17 protein-coding genes and 1 other annotated feature are annotated in these 19,196 nt (G+C 39.5%); of the genes, 13 read left to right on the top strand and 4 right to left on the bottom strand.

All coding sequences use genetic code 11. The annotated features are described in order from the left end of the window. Positions 1–3 precede the first annotated feature (3 nt). Complete coding sequence (locus tag RCG21_RS18870; RefSeq protein WP_308913599.1) at positions 4–876, bottom strand: processed acidic surface protein; 873 nt, start codon at positions 874–876, stop codon at positions 4–6. A gap of 195 nt (positions 877–1,071) precedes the next feature. Here RCG21_RS18870 and RCG21_RS18865 point away from each other — a divergent pair, with 195 nt between their 5' ends. Continuing rightward, entirely contained in the window at positions 1,072–4,173 is a 3,102-nt protein-coding gene (locus RCG21_RS18865) for an SNF2 helicase associated domain-containing protein (protein ID WP_308913598.1), read from the top strand. Between the two features lie 19 nt (positions 4,174–4,192). Next, positions 4,193–4,975: an arylamine N-acetyltransferase family protein gene (locus tag RCG21_RS18860; protein ID WP_133335488.1), complete on the top strand. Its 783-nt coding sequence runs from the start codon at positions 4,193–4,195 to the stop codon at positions 4,973–4,975. A gap of 36 nt (positions 4,976–5,011) precedes the next feature. Here the strand turns inward: RCG21_RS18860 and RCG21_RS18855 are convergent, their stop codons facing one another. After that, a complete protein-coding gene (locus RCG21_RS18855) occupies positions 5,012–5,353 on the bottom strand; it encodes a helix-turn-helix domain-containing protein (protein ID WP_133335490.1) in 342 nt (113 codons plus the stop codon). A 188-nt stretch (positions 5,354–5,541) separates the two neighbouring features. Between RCG21_RS18855 and RCG21_RS18850 the strand changes: the two genes are divergently transcribed. The 6 genes from RCG21_RS18850 (at position 5,542) to pabC (ending at position 11,636) form a co-directional block, all read left to right on the top strand. After that, positions 5,542–6,546 carry an asparaginase gene (locus tag RCG21_RS18850; protein ID WP_133335492.1) on the top strand — a complete coding sequence of 335 codons (1,005 nt, stop codon included), beginning with the start codon at positions 5,542–5,544 and terminating at the stop codon, positions 6,544–6,546. A gap of 33 nt (positions 6,547–6,579) precedes the next feature. Continuing rightward, the gene (gene aspA, locus RCG21_RS18845) at positions 6,580–8,010 is read left to right on the top strand and encodes an aspartate ammonia-lyase (RefSeq protein WP_133335494.1); all 1,431 of its coding nucleotides are present in this window, start codon (positions 6,580–6,582) and stop codon (positions 8,008–8,010) included. A gap of 146 nt (positions 8,011–8,156) precedes the next feature. Beyond that, entirely contained in the window at positions 8,157–8,624 is a 468-nt protein-coding gene (locus tag RCG21_RS18840; protein WP_133335496.1) for a flavin reductase family protein, read from the top strand. Positions 8,625–8,783: 159 nt separating this feature from the next. Then, entirely contained in the window at positions 8,784–10,190 is a 1,407-nt protein-coding gene (pabB, locus tag RCG21_RS18835) for an aminodeoxychorismate synthase, component I (RefSeq protein ID WP_133335498.1), read from the top strand. Beyond that, positions 10,187–10,780, top strand: a complete 594-nt coding sequence (gene pabA / locus RCG21_RS18830) for an aminodeoxychorismate/anthranilate synthase component II (RefSeq protein ID WP_133335500.1) — start codon at positions 10,187–10,189, stop codon at positions 10,778–10,780. Before pabB ends, pabA begins: the two co-directional genes overlap by 4 nt. Positions 10,781–10,784: 4 nt before the next feature. After that, the gene (gene pabC / locus RCG21_RS18825; protein ID WP_308913597.1) at positions 10,785–11,636 is read left to right on the top strand and encodes an aminodeoxychorismate lyase; all 852 of its coding nucleotides are present in this window, start codon (positions 10,785–10,787) and stop codon (positions 11,634–11,636) included. Between the two features lie 76 nt (positions 11,637–11,712). Here pabC and RCG21_RS18820 read toward each other — a convergent pair whose 3' ends face one another. Next, on the bottom strand, positions 11,713–12,228 hold the full coding sequence (locus RCG21_RS18820) for a gamma carbonic anhydrase family protein (RefSeq protein WP_308913596.1): 516 nt from the start codon (positions 12,226–12,228) through the stop codon (positions 11,713–11,715). A 238-nt stretch (positions 12,229–12,466) separates the two neighbouring features. Here RCG21_RS18820 and RCG21_RS18815 point away from each other — a divergent pair, with 238 nt between their 5' ends. From RCG21_RS18815 to RCG21_RS18795, 5 genes are all read left to right on the top strand, one after another. Next, positions 12,467–13,117 (top strand): GGDEF domain-containing protein, encoded by a 651-nt coding sequence (locus tag RCG21_RS18815; protein WP_308913595.1) that lies wholly within the window; start codon positions 12,467–12,469, stop codon positions 13,115–13,117. Between the two features lie 73 nt (positions 13,118–13,190). Then, on the top strand, positions 13,191–14,159 hold the full coding sequence (locus RCG21_RS18810) for an HD-GYP domain-containing protein (RefSeq protein ID WP_308913594.1): 969 nt from the start codon (positions 13,191–13,193) through the stop codon (positions 14,157–14,159). A gap of 192 nt (positions 14,160–14,351) precedes the next feature. Next, positions 14,352–14,608, top strand: a binding site (T-box leader). 75 nt (positions 14,609–14,683) lie between these two features. Next, entirely contained in the window at positions 14,684–15,973 is a 1,290-nt protein-coding gene (ilvA, locus tag RCG21_RS18805; protein WP_308913593.1) for a threonine ammonia-lyase IlvA, read from the top strand. A gap of 192 nt (positions 15,974–16,165) precedes the next feature. Next, positions 16,166–16,855 carry a response regulator transcription factor gene (locus RCG21_RS18800; RefSeq protein ID WP_133335512.1) on the top strand — a complete coding sequence of 230 codons (690 nt, stop codon included), beginning with the start codon at positions 16,166–16,168 and terminating at the stop codon, positions 16,853–16,855. A gap of 1 nt (position 16,856) precedes the next feature. After that, positions 16,857–18,212, top strand: coding sequence for a sensor histidine kinase (locus RCG21_RS18795; protein ID WP_133335514.1), 1,356 nt, complete (start codon positions 16,857–16,859; stop codon positions 18,210–18,212). A 64-nt stretch (positions 18,213–18,276) separates the two neighbouring features. Here RCG21_RS18795 and RCG21_RS18790 read toward each other — a convergent pair whose 3' ends face one another. Beyond that, positions 18,277–19,191 carry a DMT family transporter gene (locus RCG21_RS18790; RefSeq protein WP_372512767.1) on the bottom strand — a complete coding sequence of 305 codons (915 nt, stop codon included), beginning with the start codon at positions 19,189–19,191 and terminating at the stop codon, positions 18,277–18,279. Positions 19,192–19,196: the final 5 nt, after the last annotated feature.

The raw sequence follows: 19,196 nt of genomic DNA, 5'->3' as shown, positions 1-19,196 counted from the left end.
CATTTATTTATACTGTCTAGAATTATTATATTTATCTTGATGCAGGAAATCGACAAACTCATCGGAAAGCTCGCCTAAATGGAGCATTTCTTCATAACCTGCCATAAGACCTTCGAAAAATCCGGCCGGCAGGGTGAAATCAATTAATGGTGCTCCTGTTTTGGTATAAATCCCCGTATATAGATTCCCGGGCGGTTCCGCCATTTTTAACAGATTCTTCAAAGAAATATCCTTATTATTGTTCTTAAGTTTCACTTGAATCCCGTAAAGATCAAAAGCAGTAGTTAAAATATCGGTTAATTCAGTTAATTGTTCTTCCGTAAGCTCCGCGCTCGGATCCGTCGCATTCATAAATTGCTCCAGCCGGTAATCCAAGGATTCCATTTGATCTAGAGAATCTTTGTTATTTTCCTCCACCTGCGACAAATACGTAAAGAAATTTTCAACCTCTTGTTCGGTAATACCAATTTTTTGCAATTCATCTTCAATGCCAGCCATATATTTATCATGGTTTGTATAAAAGCCCACCGAGGCATCTAAATCCTCGATGAACTTATAGTCATTTAAAGAATCACCAAAATGATCTAAAAGCGCGTTTAGTTCACTTTGCTTCATTTTATATTTTGTCAGTAAATCTTGTAAATTTTTCGCATTGATCGGTGTACCCAAAACACTTTTTAATTCCTCAACGGAATTGAAATCCTCTAACGGGATTTCATAATAATCCAGGTAGTCCAACAACTCCTGCTTCGTCCAGCCAATTTCCGTCAAATATTGATTCAGCTCATTTTCCGGAGGTGTGGCACTGGCAAACGGGGCATAGGACAAGAGAAGGATGGATAGCAAACAAGTTAAGAACGTCTTCTTATAGAACATAAATCAACCTCCAATGAATATCCTACAACCACTAATGTTCCCTTCTAAAGAAACTTAAGAGATAAAAATCATTGGTAAAAAACTTGGGGAGATTTTACAAAGAAATGTATAATTGACATAGGTAATCGATTGACCCTCTAGGGTTACACTATATAAGAAGAAATCGGGATTCACAGTGTAGGAAGGAAAACAGCAATGAATGTATCATTAAACCAAAAGATGATTAAACAATTATGCGGAGAGCATTCCTATAAAAAAGGGGAAGAATTATCAAGGCGCAAAAAAGTGGAGCTGACGGATTATTCACCGAATCACGAAATCTGTCATGCCATCGTTCATGCCACAAATGTATTTCAGATTACGATTAAAAATAAACACGGGCAAATTGAAACAACCTGCACATGTCCAAAGTTAACTACCTATCAAAAGCCTTGTCACCACGTGGCAGCCGTATTGGTCAAAATCTTAGAAAAGCAGTCGTCAAATCATACTGATTTAACAAGGGGAATCTTAGGATTATTCCAGGGGGGACCGATCCGGCCAAGTACCGGAGAGCATATTATTGAAGACAGACAATTATTCACTGTAGAATTTTTGTGCAAGCCCATCTCTATTGACAATAACGAATGTATGTTCGGGATTATGATTCACAGCAGTTCTAAATCTTTTAAAATAAACGATTTTTTGGACAGCGTTAAACAGCGGGAAGCATATCAAGATTACGATCCTAAGATCCATTATTTTCAAAGAGAAACGGATGCTGTTCTTCAGGAATTAATTCAAACAAGGGACAAATCCATCCTTAAAGATGAATTTATTTTAATCCCTGCCCGTGATTGGGAGAGGCTTTTACCGATCCTGTTAAAGGCTCCCTTGGTAAAATTGAAACATCACGGGCAAATTTTTGAAAAGATTCACTTATCAAGCGGACCCATCCCGCTTTATTTTCTATTTGAAACTGGGCCTAATGAAGATTTCCAACTACGAGTTAATGGTTTAAATAAAATCACCATCCTTTACGATTTCGTTCTATTTGAGGGGCAGATTTGGAAGCTAGAAAAAGAAGAATTGGCTCGTCTAAGTGAACTAAAGAAAATGTTAGATACTTCCGGTACACACCAAATCTCGATATCGAGAAATCAAATGGAATCGTTTATTGAGCAAGTCATTCCGGGACTCATGAAAATTGGCCATGTCCGAATCGGCGAAGCTGTTTCAAAACGATTGGACCAAACTGCTTTAAAAGCAAAACTATATTTAGATCGAATCAAAAATCGTTTGCTTGCTGGTCTAGAATTTCACTATGGCAATGTGGTTATCAATCCTCTTGAAGAAAATAAACAAGGCTCGCCACTGTTAAGAAATGGCGAACAGGAGGAAAAAATCCTGCAGATCATGGAGGAAAGCGGCTTTACGAAAACAGAGAGCGGTTATTTTTTACAAAATGAGGAATTGGAATATCATTTTCTGTATCATATTGTTCCAATCTTAAAAAAACTCGTTCAAGTCTATGCTACCACGGCGGTTAGAGTGAGATTGTTTAAAGAAAACCCACAGCCGCGTTTTCGGGTGGATCGAAGAGAACGGACGGATTGGCTGTCGTTTCGCTTTGAATTGCAGGGAATTCCTGAATCTGAGATTCGTAATATCCTAAGTTCGCTTGAGGAAAAGCGGAAATATTATCGACTTCGCGATGGGTCTTTTCTTTCGCTGGAGAGTCCGGAATTTAATGAATTGAATCGATTTTTACAAGGGATTGGCGTAAAACCGAAAGAGATTCACACGGAATTTGAACTTCCGCTTACACAAGGTTTGTCCGTCCTTTACTCTTTTGAAAATTCAGTGAGGATTGGTTCATCTCTAAAGCAGCTTTTAGAGGACCTTCAAAATCCAGAAGGGGTTCATTTTGCTATTCCTGCAAGTCTCTCTGGGATTCTACGGGATTATCAAAAACTTGGCTATCAATGGCTAAAAACACTCGCCCATTACGGTTTAGGGGGGATTTTAGCAGATGATATGGGCCTTGGGAAGACGCTGCAAAGTATTAGCTATATCCACTCGGTTTTGCCTCAGATACGGAGGGAGAATCAGACCGTTTTGATCGTTTCGCCCTCCTCTTTAACGTATAACTGGTGGAACGAATTGAAGAAATTTGCTCCAGAGATTCGGGCTGAAATCGTTGATGGCAGCAAAATCGTTCGGGACAGGCTGTTGAAAAACCTTGCAGTGGTGGATGTCGTGATTACTTCCTACCCGCTGTTGGTAAAAGACACTTTGTTATACAGTAAACTAGCTTTCCATACGCTATTTTTAGATGAAGCCCAAGCCTTTAAAAATCCTGAAACGCAAACAGCAAAGGCGGTAAAAAAACTTCAAGCTAGCCACCGATTTGCTCTCACTGGAACACCCATCGAGAATTCGCTTGACGAGCTATGGTCAATTTTTCATATTGTATTTCCAGAATTGTTTCCGAATCGAAGAGCTTTCCATGAATTACGACGGGAAGAAGTTGCGAAGCGCGTTCGACCATTTATCCTCAGACGGGTAAAGGAAGATGTGCTCGCTGAACTTCCCGAAAAAATTGAATCCATGCATGCCTCAGACCTGCTGCCAGATCAGAAAAAACTATATGCAGCCTATTTAGCTAAGCTGAAGCATGATACCTTAAAACATTTAGACAAAGAAACTTTTCAAAAAAATCGCATCAAAATTCTTGCAGGACTTACACGGCTCCGGCAGCTATGCTGCCACCCGGCCTTGTTTGTGGATGGTTATAAGGGAAGTTCAGCGAAATTTGAGCAATTACTGAAAATTATCGAGGAGTGTCAAAGCACAGGGAGAAGAATGCTGATTTTTTCGCAGTTTACGCAAATGCTCGGGATTATCGGAAGGGAACTGGCAAGTAGGGGAGTATCTTATTTTTACCTGGACGGCAGTACCCCTTCTGCAGATCGAGTGCAGCTTTGCAGCCGATTCAATCTCGGCGAAAAAGATATATTCCTGATTTCCTTGAAAGCAGGCGGAACCGGTCTTAATTTAACGGGCGCCGATACGGTGATTTTGTATGATTTATGGTGGAATCCTGCCGTCGAACAGCAAGCTGCTGACCGTGCTTACCGAATGGGACAGAAAAACACCGTCCAGGTGATTAAACTGGTCGCACATGGGACGATTGAGGAAAAAATGAACGAGCTTCAAGAAAAAAAGAAACACCTGATTGACGATGTCATCCAGAAGGGAGACGAGAAGTTGTCTTCCTTAACAGAAAAGGATATCCGCGAGATCTTGATGATTTAAACTTTAGGAGGCAAGCTTCATGACCGATTTCAATTTACAATTCCGGAAAAGAATAGGTTTCCCTGCAAACGAAACCATTACATTCGATAATTTAGAAGACGTTCTCGAAAAAACAGCCAAAACGATTCCATTTGAAAATATAGGTATCATTGCAAATCAGGCAAAAAAAATCACGAAAGAGAACTTGATTAACAAAATTATCGATCAACACGAGGGCGGTCTTTGTTATGAACTAAATGGCATTCTCCATTTATTTTTACTGGAAAATGGAATTGATGCAAAATTAATTTATGGTGTCGTCTACGACCACAATCATCAGCGTTGGATTCCGACCGGGAAAACACATGTTGCAACTATTATCACTAACAATGAGCAACCCTATCTTGTAGATACAGGATTTGGTGTGAATCTCCCTTTAAAACCTGTTCCATTATCCGGAGAGGTGGTAACCTCGAATAATGGCGAGTTCCGAGCGGAGAAAACGGAAACTGAGCATGGGGATTATATTTTTTACATGAAATTGAAACATAAAGACAAAGATTGGAAAATAGGCTATGCTTTTGATACCAAAGTGGCTATTACCGATTATTCAAGATTAACTGGGGTACAAAAAATCATTATCGAGCATCCGGAATCTCCTTTTAATAAAAAGCCGTTAATTACCAGGCTGACTGACAGGGGCAGCATGACCTTAACAGATACATCTATTACTGAATGGATCGATGGTAAGCTAGATAAACAGGATATTGATCAAAAAAAATATAAAGAGCTTGCAAAAGACCGTTTTGATATTCAGACCTAATAAAATCCACCCATATTGCATGGGTGGATTTTAACTTCACGATTTTAATCCTCGTTTTACACGCACAAAGGCTACGAAATCATCCAGTTCCTCTTTTGAAAGTAGGACACCATCCAGGGACAAAACTTTTTCGTTGGAATCTATTAATTCGGTAATTTCAATCACTGAATGTTCCGCCAATGAATCCTCTGTTCTCCCTAATATATAATCTACTGATGTATGAAATAAATCGGCTATTTGTGATAAGGATTGTAATGATGGCAAACGATAACCCGACTCATAGCCGGCATAGGTGCTTTTGGCAATCCCCAGTTGGTCTGCGGTTTCTTGTAAGGACCATTTTCGTTCTTTTCGTAATTCCGATAATCGCTCCAACATTCGTCTCAAACTCCACTCTAAAGGATTTTGAAAAAATTATATCATAGGTTATAAGATTAGAATAGAAAAAAAGTACGCGAATTGAATAATAATGCTTGATTTATATAAAATTAATCCTATAATTTAAAGTATAAATACGCATAACGCGAATGATATGAAAATTGTTCTGCTAATCGGGGTGATATTTTTTGAAGAAAATTTTAATATTAGCAACTGGTGGTACGATTGCCTCAGTGGAAGGGAACGAAGGGCTTGTTCCCGGATTATCTGCCGATGAATTATTGCACTTTTTCCCAAAATCAGCAGGTAACATTGAGATTGAATGCAAGTTCCTCATGAACATAGATAGCACAAATATGCAGCCGGAGCATTGGGTTGAAATGGCTCATGCGATCTACCAACACTATGAAAATTACGACGGATTTGTCATTACGCATGGAACGGACACGCTCGCCTATACTTCTGCGGCCCTTTCCTACATGCTGCAAGGACTTCGCAAGCCTGTTGTATTAACCGGGTCCCAGGTCCCGATTAGCTTTAAAAAGACAGATGCCAAAAAGAATGTGGCCGATGCACTAAGATTTGCTACAGAGGACATTGGCGGAGTGTTTATCGTTTTTGATGGTCGGGTGATCATCGGAACGAGAGCTGTAAAAATGCGAACGAAAAGCTATGATGCATTTGAAAGTGTAAATGCCCCCTATGTTGCCTATGTGAATGAAAAAGAGGTAAAATATCAGTGGAAACCTGTACCAACCGGCGTGGGACTTGCATTGAATACTAATATAAATACCGATGTTTTTTTAATGAAATTATACCCCGGGACAAAACCGGAAGTGTTTGATTGCCTAAAAGGTTTATACAAAGGTATAATAATTGAGAGTTTTGGGAATGGCGGACTGCCATTCGAAGGGCGCAACCTTCTTGTGAAAATCAAAGAACTAACTGAAGCGGGCATAGCGGTTGTGATTACGACTCAATGCCTTGAAGAAGGTGAGGATTTACTTTTATATGAAGTAGGTCGTAAAGTAGCCCAGCATGATGTCATTTTATCGGGAGATATGAATACCGAGGCCATTGTGCCCAAGCTCATGTGGGCTCTTGGTCAGAAATCTTCTATTAAAGAGATCAAGACTATTTTTGAAACTCCTTTGGCAGAAGATTTATCGATTAAGGGCGAAAAAGAAGAGTAATAGATTTTTACTAAAAACAAAGAGGCGATATGGATGTTGACCAATGAAGTAAACATGCGAGTGGAGAAAGACTTTTTAGGGGAAAAGGAAGTACCAGTTGAAGCCTATTACGGTGTACAAACATTAAGAGCAGTGGAAAACTTCCCAATTACTGGCTATCGTATCCATGAGGAATTAATAAAAGCAATGGCGATCGTGAAAAAAGCTGCCGCGATGGCGAACATGGATGTTCACCGCTTATATAACGGAATTGGTGAGGCCATTGTGAAGGCCGCTGATGAAATGATTGAAGGGAAATGGCATGACCAAATTATTGTCGATCCGATTCAGGGCGGTGCCGGTACTTCCATCAACATGAACGTGAATGAGGTTATTGCCAACCGTGCAATTGAAATACTTGGACATGAAAAGGGTGATTATTATCACTGCAGTCCTAATTCCCATGTCAACATGTCGCAGTCAACAAATGATTCATTCCCTACCGCAATTCATATTTCGGTATTGAATCTTCTTGAAAAATTATTGGGTACAATGGAAACAATGCATGGAGTCTTTATGCAAAAATCGCAAGAATTTGCCCATGTAATCAAAATGGGGCGGACCCATCTTCAAGATGCAGTACCGATTCGCCTTGGCCAGGAATTTGAAGCATATGGACGAGTACTAGAACGCGATATTAAGCGAATTAAGCAATCCCGCCAGCATTTATATGAGTTAAACATGGGTGCAACTGCAGTTGGAACCGGTCTCAATGCGGATCCTCGTTATATTGAGTTTGTTGTAAAACATCTTGCTGACATCAGCGGATTACCACTTGTTGGTGCAGAACATTTGGTGGATGCAACTCAAAATACAGATGCTTATACAGAGGTATCAGCGGCATTGAAGGTTTGTATGATGAATATGTCAAAAATCGCCAATGACTTGCGTTTAATGGCTTCTGGTCCACGTGCTGGATTAGGAGAGATTAGCTTACCAGCCCGTCAACCGGGATCTTCCATTATGCCGGGAAAAGTAAACCCAGTGATGGCTGAGCTCATTAATCAGGTGGCCTTCCAAGTAATCGGGAATGATCATACGATTTGCTTGGCATCTGAAGCTGGGCAATTAGAATTGAACGTTATGGAGCCTGTTCTTGTATTTAATCTGCTTCAGTCGATTAGTATTATGAATAATGCGTTCGGTGTATTCACGGAGCATTGTTTAAAGGGTATTACTGCAAATGAAGATAGATTAAAAGAGTATGTGGAAAAGAGTGTTGGTGTCATTACAGCGGTTAATCCACATCTTGGCTATGAAGTAGCTGCTCGGATTGCCAGGGAAGCCATTTTAACTGGAGCTTCTGTACGTGATCTTTGTTTAAAATATGATGTATTGTCTGAAGAAGAACTAGATTTAATTCTTGATCCATATGAAATGACGCATCCAGGGATTGCAGGAAAGGCATTGTTGGAGAGAGATTAGTAGATACGCCAGGCATTTTGCCTGGCGTATTTTGTTTGGTAATTCTTGCTTTCCACTTTTACCATCGAATTATCGTTGATTTAATCATCACAATCAAAATAAAACCATACGATTAATACTACGGCTTTTTTAGGAGTGTGTTTCGTATGGATGATCGTTTTTTTCGAAATGTCATGGGGAGCTTTGCTACTGGGATTACCATTATTACCACAGAGGTGAAGGGGACTGCCCATGGAATGACTGCAAATGCGTTTGTCTCAGTATCTTTGAATCCAAAGTTAATTCTTGTGTCGATTGATAATAGAGCTAAAATGTTGGGCTTTCTTCAAGAGTCGAAAAGGTTTGCTGTGAGCTTTTTAGCCAGTGAACAACAAGCGGAATCGATGAGATTTGCCGGTCAGAAAAAGGATGAAGAACCTTTTATTTTTGAGCGATTTGGTGAATTACCTGTTATAAAGGGTGCTTTAGCGAATGTTGTTTGTACTGTTTTTAATCAAGTTGAGGCAGGAGATCATGTTTTGTTTATTGGAGAGGTACAGGATTTACAGGTGAAGGATGGGGAGCCGCTCCTTTACTTTAAAGGTAACTATCGAGAATTAAAAGAGTTAGATTAAATAGTAAATATTCTATAATTATATTATGTAAACTAGGAATGCTATTAGACTGTGCTTCCCGGCTCAGTCTTTTTGTTTGCCATAAAAAAATTAATCCTATGAAAATTATGCTTTCATCATGTATGATGTAAAAGACTAATCGTATAGGAGTGACAATCTTTGGTTCAGCTTCATTTATACAGCAAAAAATTTCCCTTTTTGAAAGAAGCATTTTTTTCACACTATCGTGAAATCGCAGCAGGTTACAGTCATCATGTACTTCTAGAAAGCGGCCGGGGCGGTCGGTATAGCATCGCTGCATTTAATCCCGAGAAGATCATTACGGGAAAAAACCATCAACTCACCATACAAGATGGAGACCATCAAGAACAGTTAAACGGAAACCCCCTGCATTTATTAAAGGAATGGATGGGGCAATACCATGTCGATAGAATTGAAGGGCTGCCTGATTTCCAAGGCGGTGCCATTGGATACATCAGCTATGACTATGGTCGTTATATTGAAAAACTACCCTCACTTGCAAAAGATGACCTCGAAATGCCGGAAATCTACTTTTTAATTTTTAAAGAATGGTTTGTATTCGATCATCATACAAACGAATTATGGTTATTATTTTTGCATGAAGAAGGAGAACCTATCGAAGAAAAGGCTGCACTTTGGGAGAGCCGTTGGCTTGAAAAAATTCCGGCTGTTGAAACCTCAGAAACCGTTTTGATTCTGTCGGATTCATTAGAAGTTTCAATGGATGAGCAGCAGTTTATCAATGCCGTCAAGAAAGTTCAGGCATACATCGCTCAGGGGGATGTTTTTCAAGTCAATCTTTCCGTTCGGCAATCAAAACCCATGGAGGTAGAAGCGATTGACGTCTATGAACAATTGCGCCTGCTTAATCCCTCTCCTTATATGGGCTATTTCCATACACCAGAATTTCAATTAGTCAGCGGATCGCCTGAACTCTTGGTAAAAAAGCACGGCAATGAAGTTAGCACACGGCCGATTGCAGGGACTCGTTCCAGAGGGAAAAACGAGGCGGAAGACCAAAAGTTGGCCAATGAATTGATTGAAAATGAGAAGGAACGGGCGGAGCATGTGATGCTCGTTGATTTGGAACGAAATGACCTCGGCCGGGTTTGTGCATATGGAACGGTTGAGGTAAATGAATTTATGGTCATTGAAAAATACTCGCATGTGATGCATATCGTCTCGAATGTTCGAGGACAATTAGCGGCCGATAAAAATAGCTTTAATGTTATTGATGCGGTTTTTCCAGGAGGAACGATTACCGGTGCTCCAAAGATTCGCACGATGGAAATTATTGAAGAGCTTGAACCGGTTCAAAGGGGCATTTATACGGGATCACTTGGCTGGATTGATTTCTCCGGTGACATGGAACTAAATATTGTGATTCGGACCATGTTGGTGAAAAACGGTATGGGACATGTCCAAGCAGGAGCGGGAATTGTGATTGATTCTAATCCGAAGCATGAGTATAAAGAGTCACTGAAAAAAGCCGCAGCGCTTTGGCGGGCAAAAGAAATGGCAGAAGGGAAAGGAAAACAGCGATGATTTTCATGATTGATAATTACGATTCTTTTACCTTTAATTTGGTGCAATATTTAGGAGAATTAGGCGAGGATTTAGTCGTTAAACGAAATGATGAGACAACAATTGAGGAAATCTCCAAGTTGCGCCCAAAATTCTTGATGGTTTCTCCCGGTCCCTGCAGTCCAAATGAAGCCGGAATCAGTCTAGAAGCAATCCAAGCTTTTGCGGGTGAAATTCCGATTTTTGGTGTCTGTCTGGGTCAACAATCGATTGCTCAGGCCTTTGGCGGAGAAGTAGTACAAGCAGAGCGTCTTATGCATGGAAAGACCTCGGAGATTTTTCATGATGGAAAAACAATTTTTGAAAATTTGCCTAATCCATTTCCAGCGACTCGTTATCATTCCTTAATTGTTCGAAAAGAAAGCTTACCCGAATGTTTGGAGGTATCTGCCTGGACTGCGGAAGGGGAGATTATGGCGATTCGCCATAAAGAGCTTCCTATTGAAGGAGTTCAGTTCCACCCGGAATCCATTATGACAACGGCTGGGAAAGATCTATTGCGAAATTTTGTCCGCCATTATGGAAGAGTGACGCACACGGTTAGAGGGTAATCACATGTTTATTTATGTAAACGGGGAAATTGTAAAAAAAGAAGAGGCGGTCATTTCTCCTTTTGATCATGGCTTTTTATATGGAATGGGACTTTTTGAAACCTTTCGGGTTTATAATGGGCATCCCTTTTTATTAGACACCCATATTGCCCGTCTAAACGAGGGTCTCAAAGTCCTAAATATTGAGAAACAGTTTACACGAGCTGAAGTGTGTAATGCCCTTAGGGTACTGTTAGATGCGAACGGATTCATCAATGCCTATATCCGCTTTAATGTATCAGCGGGTCTGGGTGAGGTTGGATTGCAAGTCGAACCCTACCGGGAACCAAATGTGCTTATTTTTGCAAAACCACTGCCTGATGCGGGGGAGATGGCAGAAAAGAAGGCCATTCTTTTGCAGTTGAAGCGGAATACACCCGAGGGTTTGACACGGTTAAAATCACATCATTATATGAATAATCTTTTGGCAAAAAGGGAGATTGGCAGTTCCACGGAAGTAGAAGGTATCTTTTTAACAGCAGAAGGTTCTATTGCCGAAGGGATCGTTTCAAATATCTTTTGGAAAAAGGGAAACACCATATATACACCGTCGATTGCGACAGGCATTTTAAATGGGATCACACGGCAGTTTATCCTCCAAAGTGCTAAACGTTTAGGAATGGGTGTTGAAGAAGGACTTTTCCAGGCAGAAGAGGTGATGGGCGCAGAAGAAATCTTTGTCACCAACTCCATCCAAGAAATTGTACCGATAAAGGAGTTTGAAGGCCATACAATGCCGGGGAGAAGCGGGTTGTTCGTCAAAAAACTCCATCAAATTTACCGGGAATCCTGCAGTCTGCTTTGGTCCATAGAATAAAGTTAAAATAAAATCTTAGATTCTACAAAATTCGGGCAGTGCCAGGCACCACCCGAATTTTGTCGTAAAAGACCTATTACTTATCGAGAATTTGTTTGTATTCTCGTCCTTTTTGGACGTAGACTTCGATGGACATTTGGATAAGTTGCAGGTCTTTTTCTGTAAGTTCACGGACTACTTTTCCGGGTGATCCGACGACTAGGGAGCGTGGCGGGATTTTGGTTCCGCTTGTGAGTAGGGTGTTAGCTCCAATGATGCATTCGTCACCAATTTCGACGTGATCGAGGAGGGTGGAGCCCATCCCGATGATACTGCGATTGCCAATCTTGCAGCCGTGTAAAATCACATTATGACCAACTGTTACTCCATCCCCAATTTCTACTGGACAACCTTCGTATAAATGGATGGTGGTATTATCTTGGATACTTGTTTGTTCTCCAATGGAAATCGGGCCTTCGTCCCCGCGTAATACCGCATTAAACCAAATGGTAGACTCCTTCCCAATTTTTATATCCCCGATTAAATATGCGCCAGGTGCCACAAATACCGTTTCGTCGATCGAAGGGGCAACACCATTGTAGGGTATCTTCATTCTTTTCTCTCCTTTTAAAAATCTGAATAATAACTCTCTTCAGTTATTAGTATACCACTCTATAGTAAAGGAAAAAAATGAGAACTATTTTCAAATCAATTTTGCCAAGCCAAACTTCAAAAATGTCAAAAATATTTAATAAACATTCGACAAAATTGTTAAAAATTCACGGTAATATCCTTCTTTTTTTTCCCAATGGTAGAATAAAACTATCACAATAGTAGAAACAGGTGGGAAGATGAAATGTACGGGGAGAGTATCTATTTTAGCTTTTATAATCGTTAGTTATTTGATTGGTCTTTACATTCACGGCAGTGCCTTTACAAGATTGGACCTCGTACTTATTCCTGTCCTTTCTCTATTCGCATGGTATTCTGGAAAGCAATATGATTTAGTGAAATTTCATTCAGAAAAGGATTTTTTAACAAAAATATATAATCGCCGTTATGCTGAAAAAATTTTTCCTAAATTGAAGGCCAAAATGGAGCGGCTGAATAAATCGATGGCAGTGTTTCTTTTAGATGTAAATAATTTTAAAGAGATTAATGACTCACTAGGTCATGATACCGGTGATGTAGTTTTAATTATGCTAACCGAGCTTCTTGCAAAAACCTTAAATAAATCAGAAGTCTTATTCAGATGGGGCGGGGATGAATTTTTAATAATCGCTCCAAACACCAATCAGATTGAAGCCGAAAAAATAAGAGGTAAAATTGAAACTTGTCTACTAAACTCAGAAAGAAATACCTATCATATCGCAGTTTCCATTGGTTATTCCATTTATCCTGACCAAGCAAAACGATTTGAAGAAGCTGTAATGTTTGCAGACCAACAAATGTACAAAACGAAATTAGAAAAGAAATGCAATGGATTTGTTCCCGTATCCTAATCTTTTGAAGGAGATGGATTGTTTTATTTACGGGTTACCTCATTTCGATTCAAAAAAGGGAGTTTTAAATGTAATGGAAAAAAGAATTCAATCATGGTTAAACAAACCCAATTACTTTCGTTATGGATTCATTTGCATCTTACTATTAAGTACGTTTTTAAACTTAACCATTTTAATGGATGAACGAATTTATATATTTTATGTTCTTGCCACCGTTTTCTTAGGAATTGGTTTTTATAATCAATCTCCCTTGTTTCTAGTGTTATGTACCACCCTCATTGTGACCTGCAGGTATTCCTTTGCACCAAATTTGCCTGATGCAGGCACTTTTTTCGTTCAACTAGGCACTTATCTATTAATTATGGTCATTTCAGTTGGACTGATGAAACATAACCAGCGAATAAAAAGAGATAATATTGAAATGATTAAGGTTCTTTCCAAAGCACTGGACTCCAGGGATACTTATACTTCACAGCATTCTGAAAATGTTGCTAAATATGCTTTGAAAATCGCTAAGAAAATGAAATTATCAGCTGAATTATGTGATATGACACAAAAAGCTGGGTTATTACATGATATCGGAAAAATAGGGGTTCCTGAACATATCTTAAAGAAGCCGGGTAAGCTAACTGAAGAGGAATATTCGATTATTAAAGAGCATCCGTTAATTGGGAATGAAATTATTAAGCATGTTTCAAGCTTTCATGAAACAGGAATATTAGACGGTGTTTTATATCATCATGAGCGATATGACGGCAAAGGATATCCTCACGGGCTTAAAGGCGAGGAGATTCCGTTAATTGCCCGCATTTTAGCTGTTGCGGACACATTTGATGCGATGACCTCGAAGCGGATTTACCGTACGGAGCTTGATGTACATAAAACACTAGCTGAAATTAACCAAAATAAAGGGACACAATTTGATCCAGAAATTGCTGAAGTATTTTTACATTTATTTGAAGAGGAGCATTTAATAGACTTTCAAAAGGAAAGTCCAAAAATATTATTTAAATCCCAAAGAACGAAAACCCTCGGCCAATGAATGGTACGAGGGTAAATAAACTCCTTCATCCCCAACTACAACTTCTCCCTTGGATGAACCGCAAAAATGAAGGATGCCGGTGAAAAACCCTTCATTTTCCAATGTAAGCGTTTTAACTTTGACAAAATAATAAAAATAGTCAAAATATATTGACGAATGCGATTTACGGTGGTAACCTTATAACAAATTTAAGATGAATTGATGACGAGAAGAGTAGGATTTGTTCCTTGTTTAACAGAGAGTCGACATTGGGTGGGAGTCGATAGCAGGAAATTTCTGAAAATCATCTCCGAGATGCGTAGCTGAAAAGTTAGTAAGCTAGGCCGGAAGGTCCACCGTTAAATTGGAACACGTATCATGATACGGTACGTTGATTTGAGAGCCGCAGCTTTAGTGAGGAATTTTCGCTGTGGAAGTAGGGTGGTAACGCGAGCTAACTCGTCCCTATACACGGGGCGGGTTTTTTGTTGTTTAAAAATTGAAATTTGAAATTGGAAAGTGCAATTATTTAGGAGGGACCATGAATGAAACAACAAGTTGAGCAAACAGACAAAACAGAACAAACAGAACAAACATTAACTGCGGAGGATGTTATCCTTGCCAGTCACAATATTAAGGACGAAATTTCGCCCACTCCCCTGCAATACAATGCCATTCTATCTGAACGATATGAGTGTAATGTCTACCTTAAGCGCGAGGACCTGCAAAGTGTTCGTTCCTTTAAAATACGCGGGGCATATAATCGGATTAAAAAACTAAGCGGCGAAGATCTACATAATGGGATTATTTGTGCAAGTGCCGGAAACCATGCGCAGGGAGTAGCCTATTCCTGTCATCTTCTCAAAATTAACGGAAAAATCTTCATGCCAAGCACAACACCAAAGCAAAAAGTAAACCAGGTAAAATTCTGGGGCAGGGAAGATGTTGAAATTGTCTTGGTAGGGGATACCTTTGACGATGCTTATGAAAAAGCAATGGAATGCAGTAAAGCGGAACAAAGAACCTTTATCCATCCATTCGATGATTTTGATGTCATTGCAGGACAAGGGACGGTCGCTGTTGAGCTCCTTAATGACTCTCAAGAGCCAATTGATTATTTATTTGCAGCTATCGGCGGCGGGGGACTTGTTTCAGGTGTTGGAACCTATATGAAACAATATTCTCCGAATACTAAGTTAATTGGCGTCGAGCCAATGGGTGCCCCTGGCATGAAAGAATCATTATCAAAAGGAAAGGTCACCTCTCTTAAAGAAATCGATCCTTTCGTTGACGGTGCAGCTGTTAAAACCGTTGGGGCACATACGTTTGAGATTTGTAAGGACCTCGTAGAAGATATTTTGGTAGTCCCTGAAGGAAAGGTCTGTACAACACTCATTTCGTTATATAACGAAAATGCCATCGTTGTGGAACCAACCGGTGCTTTATCGATCGCTGCACTTGATTCCTACAAGGAACAAATTAAAGGAAAAACAGTCGTTTGTATTGTCAGCGGTGGGAACAATGATATTGGAAGAATGCAGGAAATCAAAGAGCGTTCCAAAATTTATGAAGGCTTACAGCATTACTTTATTGTTCAATTCCCGCAGCGTCCTGGTGCATTGAGAGAATTTTTATTAGATGTTCTTGGACCAAATGATGATATCAGCCATTTTGAATATACGAAAAAGAACAACCGCGAAACTGGACCGGCCCTAGTTGGAATCGAATTAAAGGATAAAGACGATTACTTCCCATTAATGGAACGGATTAAGGCAAAAGGATTTTTATATCGGGAAGTGAATAAAGATAAAGCATTATATCAAATGTTGGTTTAGTAAACTTTTTTAATCTTCGAATCCTCTGGATCCGAAGATTTTTTATTTTAAAAAGAAAAATGGTACGATATTTCTGAAGAAGAACTACCTAAACTCTCCCTAAAAATTATATTAATAATCCATGAAAAATCTAAAGTAATGGAGGAAACATGTTAAATTATTGGTAGAGTTATTTAAAAGGAGAAAGAAATCATGAAAAAACGGATCTTAGTCATCGAGGATGAAGTCAATATTGCTAAGGTGTTAAAAATAGAGCTTGAATATGAGAGCTATGAAGTGTTTGTCGAACATGATGGAAAATCAGGATTAAATATGGCAACAGAAAAACCCATCGATCTTATTTTACTGGACGTTATGCTCCCTGAAATGAATGGAATCGAGGTACTAAGAAGGCTTAGGAAGGCAGGGAATCAAACTCCGGTTATTCTTTTAACGGCGCGAAATATGACATTGGATAAGGTAACGGGATTGGATCAAGGAGCCAATGATTATATAACCAAACCATTTGAAATCGAAGAACTTTTGGCCAGGGTTCGTGCTTGTATCCGAGACCACTCGATTCATAGTCCAACGGAAGATACTTCTGTACTTACTGTAGGGGATTTATCGATCGACACAAATACCCGAGAAGTATCAAGAGATGGGAATTCCATCACCGTTACTCCGAAAGAATATGATTTATTGCTCTATTTAGTAACGAATAAAAATAAGGTTGTCACGAGAGATAATATTATCTTAAATGTTTGGGGCTATGAATATGAAGGAGAGACCAATGTAATTGATGTATTCATTCGCCATCTTCGCAAAAAAGTGGACGAAGGGTTTGACTCCGAATTAATTCATACTGTTCGTGGAGTAGGTTTTACCGTTAAGGAGAAATAACATGAAAATCACCACGAAAATTAACCTAACGACAACCGCCTGGCTGCTTTGTGTGTTAATCCTTATTAATGTCGTTGTCTTTTTTTCTTTTTTAAAAATTACCGTCAATATGGAAGAGGATGCCCTATTACAAAAAGCGAATGATATTATCGATGAACTTAAATCTGCTCATCCTGAAGAGCAAACAGAAATGTTAAAAGATTTTTTAACCATCCATTCCTATATCAGGGTCGTTGATCCTAATGGAAAAACACTTACAGAAGTAACCAATGATAAGGAAATAACCAGTAAGATTAAACCAAAATATACGAAAAAACAGGAATCCGGCAGGATATTAATTGGAACAGAAACGGGAGAAAAACAAGTAATCTATGTTCGAGTTCCGATAAAAACTAGTATGAACAGAACAGCAACTCTTGATATCGGAGAAGCCTTAATGGGACTTGAAATGAGAAAAGATATTTTATTATGGGTCCTTGGAGTATGTACTGTCCTATCCGGTATCTTGTCACTGCTTGGCGGGAAATGGTTATCCGGCTTCATTATGCGTCCGATTTCTAATATGATCAAAACAATGGAGGACATTGAACAAAGTGGTATCCCAAAGAAGATTGTGATGCAAAATCGGACAAGGGACGAATTGGAGCAGATGGCCTCGACCTTTAATCGAATGATTGAACGGCTAAGTGAAAATATGGAAAAACAGGACCAGTTTATTTCAGATGCTTCTCATGAATTAAAAACGCCGCTCACTGTCATTAAAAGCTATGCCAGCCTCTTAAGAAGAAGAGGGGTACAAAATATTGAAATGTCAACGGAAGCGATTGAAGCCATCTATTCGGAAGCAACCCGGATCCAAAAAATGACCGAAATGTTCTTGAATATGGCCACCTCCGAAAAAGAAACGACCTTGGATCTAAGGCAAGTAGATTTAGTCGGTTTATGTAAAGAGATTCAAAAACAGCTAAAAAATGCCTATAAGCGGGAGATTCATCTCCACCACAGTGAAGAACATATTTATATCCTAGCGGATGAACTGAAATTAAAACAAGTGATCATAATTCTTCTCGATAATGCGATCAAGTATAGTAAAGATCAAATCGACTTATATTTGAATCAGCAGCAGCATTTTGCCTCTATTGTTGTAAAGGATTACGGCATCGGCATACCAAAGCAAGATCTTCATCGGATTTTTGAACGATTTTATCGGGTCGATAAAGCAAGAAGTCGAGAAACAGGCGGAACTGGCCTGGGGCTTGCAATAGCCAAGAATATTATGAAAATGCATAAAGGGGAAATAAAAATAAAAAGCAAAGAAGAAAAAGGAACAGAAGTCGAATTACTATTTCCTCTTTAAGATTGTGAAAAATTCACACGGTGCCTGGCACCATTGTGAATTTTTCACTAAGCCTACATACCATTTAAGTCCGTTTTACCACTGATAAAATAAAAATGGTCGCAAGGATGGAGGCGGCACCGATCCATTCAAAAACACCGAATGGAACATGAAGCCAAGCTACCGCTAAAAACGCTGCAGATAATGGTTCTACACATGCTAAGAGGCTTGCTTCTGAAGCTTCTATGTATTTTAGGCTTTCCATATAGCAAAAAAAGGCGACTAACGTACCAAAGATAACGACAAAAAGAACAGCCATCAACGCAGAGAACGACCACGACCCATGAAATTGCCATGGCGGCTGAAAAAAGCTGAAAACTACACCGCCAATCAGCATCCCCCAGCCCGTTGTAATCAAAGAACCCCATGTATTTAATAGTTTCCTAGGATATAGGGTATAAAAGGCTAAGGCAAAAGCGGAGAGAATTCCCCAGAAAAACGCCGGTCCGGAAATTGAAAGTGCCTGGATATTCCCATTTGTAACGAGAAAAAAGGTCCCTAAAAGCGCTAAACAAATGGCGATAATTTCATGTTTAGCAGGTAATACCCGTGAACGGAAACAAAGATAACAGGTAATCATCACCGGCGCCAGATATTGAATAATGGTAGCGGTAGCTGCATTTCCTTCTTTTACAGCTGCAAAATAGGTATACTGAACACCGAGCATTCCAATGATTCCAAACACAATTAATTGCAATACATCCGATTTATTTTTCCATATGGTCCATATATTTTGTTTTCCACCAAAACGGGAAAATAATAATAACCCCAATCCAGCAAAAAGCAGCCGGATCACTACGAGCCAGCTGACACTGAATCCTTGTTTTTGAAACAAGAACTGTGCAACCGTACCTGAAATCCCCCAAAAGGAAGCGCCAATTAGTACTAAAATAACTCCTTTGGGTCTGGGGTTTGGCATAACAACAACCTGCGAATCCAAATCAA

Origin of the sequence: Bacillus salipaludis (assembly GCF_030938565.1) — a bacterium.
Classification (GTDB): domain Bacteria; phylum Bacillota; class Bacilli; order Bacillales; family Cytobacillaceae; genus Neobacillus; species Neobacillus salipaludis_A.
Note: the sequence above shows the minus strand (reverse complement) of the source record. Positions and strands in the feature narration are given on the sequence as shown.